This window comes from Bradyrhizobium sp. (genome assembly GCF_016462955.1).
Classification (GTDB): domain Bacteria; phylum Pseudomonadota; class Alphaproteobacteria; order Rhizobiales; family Xanthobacteraceae; genus Bradyrhizobium.
This window is the reverse complement of record NZ_JAEMSD010000456.1, coordinates 1-5,549: the sequence shown is the minus strand read 5'-3', so window position 1 is coordinate 5,549 and position 5,549 is coordinate 1. Positions and strand designations below refer to the sequence as shown.

Here is a 5,549-nt window from a genome sequence, read left to right as displayed (position 1 = left end):
TGAGCACAATCGACATCACGGCGCCGACGATGATCGCTTGGTCCGAACCTTGGCCGTCAAGCTCCTGCGGCGCGCCGCTGCGCGGCTTGACCGCTCGGTCCGGCCAAGCAGAATTGTCCGCCATGCGGTTGATGCCAATCTTCAATGCCTTAAACACCAACTTCAACCTTCACAGAAATCGCTTACACAGAATTTCGGACATTCCCGGAGGACTTGCGCCGGCAACAATAGAGCCAACCGCTGGAGCTAGACTTGCCGGGATCGCAAGTTGTGCGAACCTGGCTCTTTCGATCCATATCCTGAGCGTGAGAGGGCTTACCGCACGCATTGGTGGGGCAACCCCGCGATATTTCCTCACCCGGCCGACAGTCTCTGAGTGTTGTCTTAGAAGACATTTGTCCTTCGCGCGGTCACTTTTCGTTAGGCTGGCCACCCCGCGACTTCAAAATCTTGGGCCTCCCGGCGCTGGCATTCTCTTTGCTAAAGGTAGGGTGGAATATCGAGCTAGAATGAGGATGGAATGAATAGACGTCGCATCTGTGTCCTGGTGACCAGTCTAGTCCTCTGTTTGGCATCGCCGGCGCACGCTCAGATTTCCGACGGTGTCGTCAAGATCGGCGTGATGGACGATATGTCGGGCCCGTACGCGGACATTCAGGGACCGGGCGACGTCGTGGCGGTCAAGATGGCGGTCGAAGACTTCGGTGGTCAGGTGAACGGAAAGCCGATTGATGTCGTGTCCGCCGACCTTCAGAACAAGGCGGATGTGGGCCTTGCGATCGCCAGACGTTGGTACGACGTGGAGAATGTAGACGTGATCATGGGGCTGGGCAATTCGGCGGTTGCCCTCGCGGTCCAAGGCATCACGCAAGAGAAAAAGAAGATTTCGATTACCACGTCGGCAGGGTCGACCGCTCTCACGGGGAAATCGTGCTCCCCGCTCGGAATGCATTGGGTTTATGACACCTATGCTTTGGCGAACGGCACGGCCAACGCGGTCATAGCGAACGGAGGCGGGGATAGCTGGTTTTTCCTCACGGCAGATTATGCCTTCGGACATGCGTTGGAGGCCGATACGGCGGCGGTCGTCAAGAAGAAAGGAGGCAAGGTGCTCGGCGCGGTGCGCGTTCCGTTGAACTCATCTGATTTTTCTTCATTTCTCCTGCAAGCTCAGTCCTCGAAGGCCCAGGTGATCGGCCTAGCCAATGCGGGATCCGATACGATCAACGCGATCAAGGGCGCGGCGGATTTCGGGATCATCGCTGGCGGGCAGAAGATGGCCGGCATGCTGGTTCTGTTGACCGACATCCACTCGCTAGGGTTGGAAGCGGCCCAGGGTCTGTTGTTCACCGAAGCTTTCTATTGGGACCAAAACGAAGAGACGCGAGCGTTCTCCAAGCGGTTCGCGGAACGTCACGGCAAGCCTCCGACATCCTTTCAGGCTGGAATTTACAGCGCTGCGCTCCATTATCTTAAGGGAGTGAGGGAGGCCGGCACTGATGACGCCAAGGCGGTTGTGGCCGCGATGAAAAAGCTCCCGGTGGAAGATTTCATGACCAAGCACGGCAGCATCCGCGACGATGGGCGGATGATGCGCGACATGTACCTGCTTCAGGCTAAGAAACCATCCGAATCCAAGAGCGAGTGGGATCTCATGAAGGTCGTAGCGACCATCCCGGCAGACGAGGCCTATCGACCGCTGTCCGAAAGCGAATGCCCGCTCATCAAGAAATAGACCGAGGAAGCGGCTGCCGACGGCTGTGTGTGCGGGCAGCATTCCGATGTGTCTTCGCCGAGGACAACGTGGATACGACGAGGACGGTTGCGGGAGTCGCAGGCCTGCGCTGGGGGTATCGCCTGAAGATCATTCCCAAGACAATCGAGAAAACATGCCCTTCGCCATCCCGGCACTAGAGGTGTCGGGATGGCACAGGTGTTGCTGATGAATTGGTCAGCCACCTCCAAATTCGTTCAACGAACGCCGCTTAGCGAGATTGGGATGAAACCGTACCTGACCCTCCATCGCCCTGCAGACGCAAAGTGCTTCTACGGCTCCGGCGCATGGCGCCAGGACACCTTTTACGACCTGCTGAGCCATCATGCAGCCGAGCGACCCAATTCTGCCGCGTTGCAGGACGCGCGCCGAACGCTGACGTGGAGCGAACTCAAGAATTGGACCGATGGGGTCGCCGTCAACCTGCGCGAATATGGCCTGGTCGGAGGCGACCGGGTGATGATCTGGCTCTCGAACCGCGCCGAGGCCATCGTCACGTTCCTGGCTTGCGCTCGCGAAGGCATTGCCTGCAATCCGTCTGTTCACAAGACCTACACTTGTGCGGAAGTAGGTGAATTGATCAGGACGCTTTCGGCGAGAGCGCTTCTGACTGAAGATGGTTGGGGGACCGATCGCGCTACGGCGGATTTCGATTCCGTTCTCGTCCGAATTAGCAGCCTGAAGGTCGTCTACACGCCCGAAACCTTTCCCGCGCCGGCGAGCAACAATACTCCGCCGTGCACCGATCCCGACAAAGTGTCGTACCTTGCGTTCACGTCCGGGACGACCGGCGCACCGAAATGCGTCATGCACTCGGACAATACCCTGCTCGCGAACGCGCGGGACCTGGTCGAGGATTGGAAACGAGGCCCCGGTACGGTGCTGCTTTCCCTCTCGCCTCTGTCGCACCACATCGCGTGGGTAGGGGTGGCGCAGTGGCTGTTGGCTGGCGGACGGTTCGTGACCGCCGATCCGCCGCCCGGCATGAGCCGCCTCGATTGGATCGAGACGACACGCGCCGATTATATCCTCGGCGTGCCCACGCACGCGATGGACATTCTCGCCGAACAGCGGGAGGCCGGCCTCGAGAGACTCGGCTCCGTCAAAACCTTCTACATGGCCGGCGCTCCCATTCCGCCGAGTGTGGCAGCCGCATTCGTTAGCCAGGGCATCACACCGCAGAATGTTTACGGCATGACCGAAAGCTCCTCGCATCAGTACACCCATCCCGGCGACTCCGCGGAGATCATCGTGAATACCTGTGGGCGTGGCGGCAAATCGTACGAGGTGAAGTTGTTCGATCCGGCCGACCCCGATAAGGAAGTGCGACCTGGCGAGCTAGGGCACATCGGCGGCCGAGGTGCCGCGCTCATGCTGGGTTATCTTGGCAACCAGACCGTGACGGAAGGTAGTTTCAACAGCAGCGGCTGGTTCTTGTCCGGCGATCTTGGCGTCATGGACGCCAGCGGCAACCTCCGGATCGAAGGGAGACTGAAGGACCTGATCATCCGGGGCGGCCACAACATCTATCCGTCGCACATAGAGGCGATTGCTCTCCGCCATCCGGCCGTGGGTCGCGTTGCCGCCTTCCCTGTTCCGGACGATCGTTTGGGCGAGCGCGTTTGCATCGCAGTATCAGGTCTGGTTGAACCGAAGGATCTGATGGATCACTTCCGTCGTGAAGGTCTCTCGAAATACGACATGCCGGAATACTTCCTGCGGGTCGAAGAGTTTCCGTTGACCGCGAGCGGAAAGATTATGAAGCGCGAGCTAATTCTCCAAGTACAGCGCAATCAACTGCAGCCCCAGCCCATCCGGGCCACGGTCGCTGCGCGCACGGCGTGATCGGTTTCAAGCAGGGAACCTTAACAACATGCGTCCCCTCGAAGGTATCCGAGTTGTCGATTTCAGCACGTTGCTTCCGGGTCCGTTCGCGAGCCTGATCTTGGCCGAGGCGGGTGCGCATGTCGTAAAGATCGAACGACCCGGTCGCGGAGACGAGATGCGGAGCTACCTGCCGAAGTTCGGCGACGACAGCGTCAACTTCGCATTGCTCAACGCGGGTAAGCGCAGCGTCGCTATCGATCTCAAGGCCCCCGACGCGCTCGAACGCTTGCGTCCGCTCGTCGCCGAGGCTGACGTCTTGATCGAGCAGTTTCGCCCCGGGGTGATGGACCGCCTGGGCTTGGGGTACGAAGCGCTCAAGACCATCAATCCGCATCTGATCTATTGCGCGATCAGCGGATGGGGGCAAACCGGTCCGAAGGCGATGATGGCGGCACACGACCTCAATTATCTCGCCGAGTCGGGTATCCTCGGCCTGAGCGCGGGCGCGAACGGCGCGCCGGTGATCCCGCCGGTGCTGATCGCCGATCTCGCCGGCGGCGCCTACCCGGCAGTAACGAACATCCTGCTGGCGCTGCACAGGCGCGAGAAGACGGGCGAGGGCGCGTATCTTGACGTTTCGATGGGAGAAAATCTGCTGAGCTTGGCGTACTGGGGCTTGGGCAATGGCTTTGCGGCCGACCAATGGCCCGCCGGTGGCGACGCGTTGGTGACCGGTGGCAGTCCTCGGTACCAAATCTATCGAACTTCGGACGATCGTTTTCTTGCGGCTGCTCCCATCGAAGACAAGTTCTGGGAAAACTTCTGTTCGGCGATCGGCCTCCCGCCCGAGATGCGCGCGTCGGATGCCAACCCACGTGAGGCGATCGACGCGGTCGGCCGCATCGTCGCGACGAAAACCGCGGCCGATTGGAGGGCCATCTTCGAGGGCAAGGACGTATGCTGCTCCATCGTCGCCAGTTTGAAGGATGCGGTGGCTGACCCTCATGTCGAAGCCCGCGGCTTGCTCGCACGAGAGATTTCGGCCGGCGGTCGATCGATTCCGGCGCTTCCGGTGCCGATAAGCCCGCAATTTCGCGGGTCGAACGTAGTGCCTTCACCGCGTCTGGGCGCGGACAATGACGAACAATTGGCTGGGTAGGCAAGCCTTATGCGAGCTTTTCAGGTATTAGAGCATGGTCCACCGTCCAGTTTACGGTGCAGCGACGTCGCGGATCTCATTCCTGGAGACGGACAGATCCGCGTGGGTATCCGCGCCGCGGGAATCAATTTTCCGGACACGCTGGTGATTGCCGGCAAATATCAGGTGCTGCCCAAGCGGCCTTTCTCGCCCGGCAAGGACTTCGCCGGCGTCGTTCTAGATGTCGGCGAAGGTGTAACTCGCTATGCTCGTGGCGATCGCGTGCTCTGTCACGTGGAGTATGGTGGCTTCGCCGAGCAGGCGCTGGCGGCCGAACAACAGGCATTCGGGCTCCCCGACGGAATGTCCTTCGTTGCGGCGGCGGCGATGGGGTTGGTCTATCAGACGGCCTATCTCGCTCTTGTCGATCGAGCTCAACTGAAGCCAGGGGAACATGTGCTCGTCGGTGGCGCGGCTGGCGGCATAGGCCTGGCGGCCGTACAACTTGCAAAGGCCATGGGAGCGACGACGGTCGCTGCGGTCCGCAGCGCGGACGAAGCGGCGCTGGTGAAGGAAAATGGCGCCGATCACGTCGTCGATCTGTCGTTGCCGAGCCAGAGGGAGCAGCTGCGCGCTCAGGTTCTCGCGGCGACCGAGAACAGAGGCGTCGACGTGGTGATCGATCCGCTCGGAGGCGATTTTCTGGGCGCGGCGCTGCGCACGATGGCCTGGTGCGGACGGCTTGTCGTCGTCGGCTTCGCCGCTGGAGACATTCCGACGGTCAAGGTCAACTACCTGCTGGTCAAGAAC

4 protein-coding genes are annotated in these 5,549 nt (G+C 60.6%); all 4 read left to right on the top strand.

The window, feature by feature from the left end:
- Positions 1-520 precede the first annotated feature (520 nt).
- Positions 521-1,735 carry an ABC transporter substrate-binding protein gene (locus JHD07_RS31510; protein ID WP_024342778.1) on the top strand — a complete coding sequence of 405 codons (1,215 nt, stop codon included), beginning with the start codon at positions 521-523 and terminating at the stop codon, positions 1,733-1,735.
- Positions 1,736-1,999: 264 nt separating this feature from the next.
- Entirely contained in the window at positions 2,000-3,619 is a 1,620-nt protein-coding gene (locus tag JHD07_RS31505) for a class I adenylate-forming enzyme family protein (protein WP_024342779.1), read from the top strand.
- A gap of 28 nt (positions 3,620-3,647) precedes the next feature.
- Positions 3,648-4,760, top strand: a complete 1,113-nt coding sequence (locus tag JHD07_RS31500) for a CaiB/BaiF CoA-transferase family protein (protein WP_024342780.1) — start codon at positions 3,648-3,650, stop codon at positions 4,758-4,760.
- 102 nt (positions 4,761-4,862) lie between these two features.
- Positions 4,863-5,549: NADPH:quinone oxidoreductase family protein (locus tag JHD07_RS31495; protein ID WP_291629245.1), on the top strand; the 687-nt coding region annotated here is incomplete at its 3' end.

Excerpts from the sequence above, each read along its gene's own strand:
- JHD07_RS31500 (WP_024342780.1), top strand. The coding sequence starts at position 3,648 with ATGCGTCCCCTCGAAGGTATCCGAGTTGTCGATTTCAGCACGTTGCTT.
- JHD07_RS31510 (WP_024342778.1), top strand. The coding sequence starts at position 521 with ATGAATAGACGTCGCATCTGTGTCCTGGTGACCAGTCTAGTCCTCTGT.
- JHD07_RS31505 (WP_024342779.1), top strand. The coding sequence starts at position 2,000 with ATGAAACCGTACCTGACCCTCCATCGCCCTGCAGACGCAAAGTGCTTC.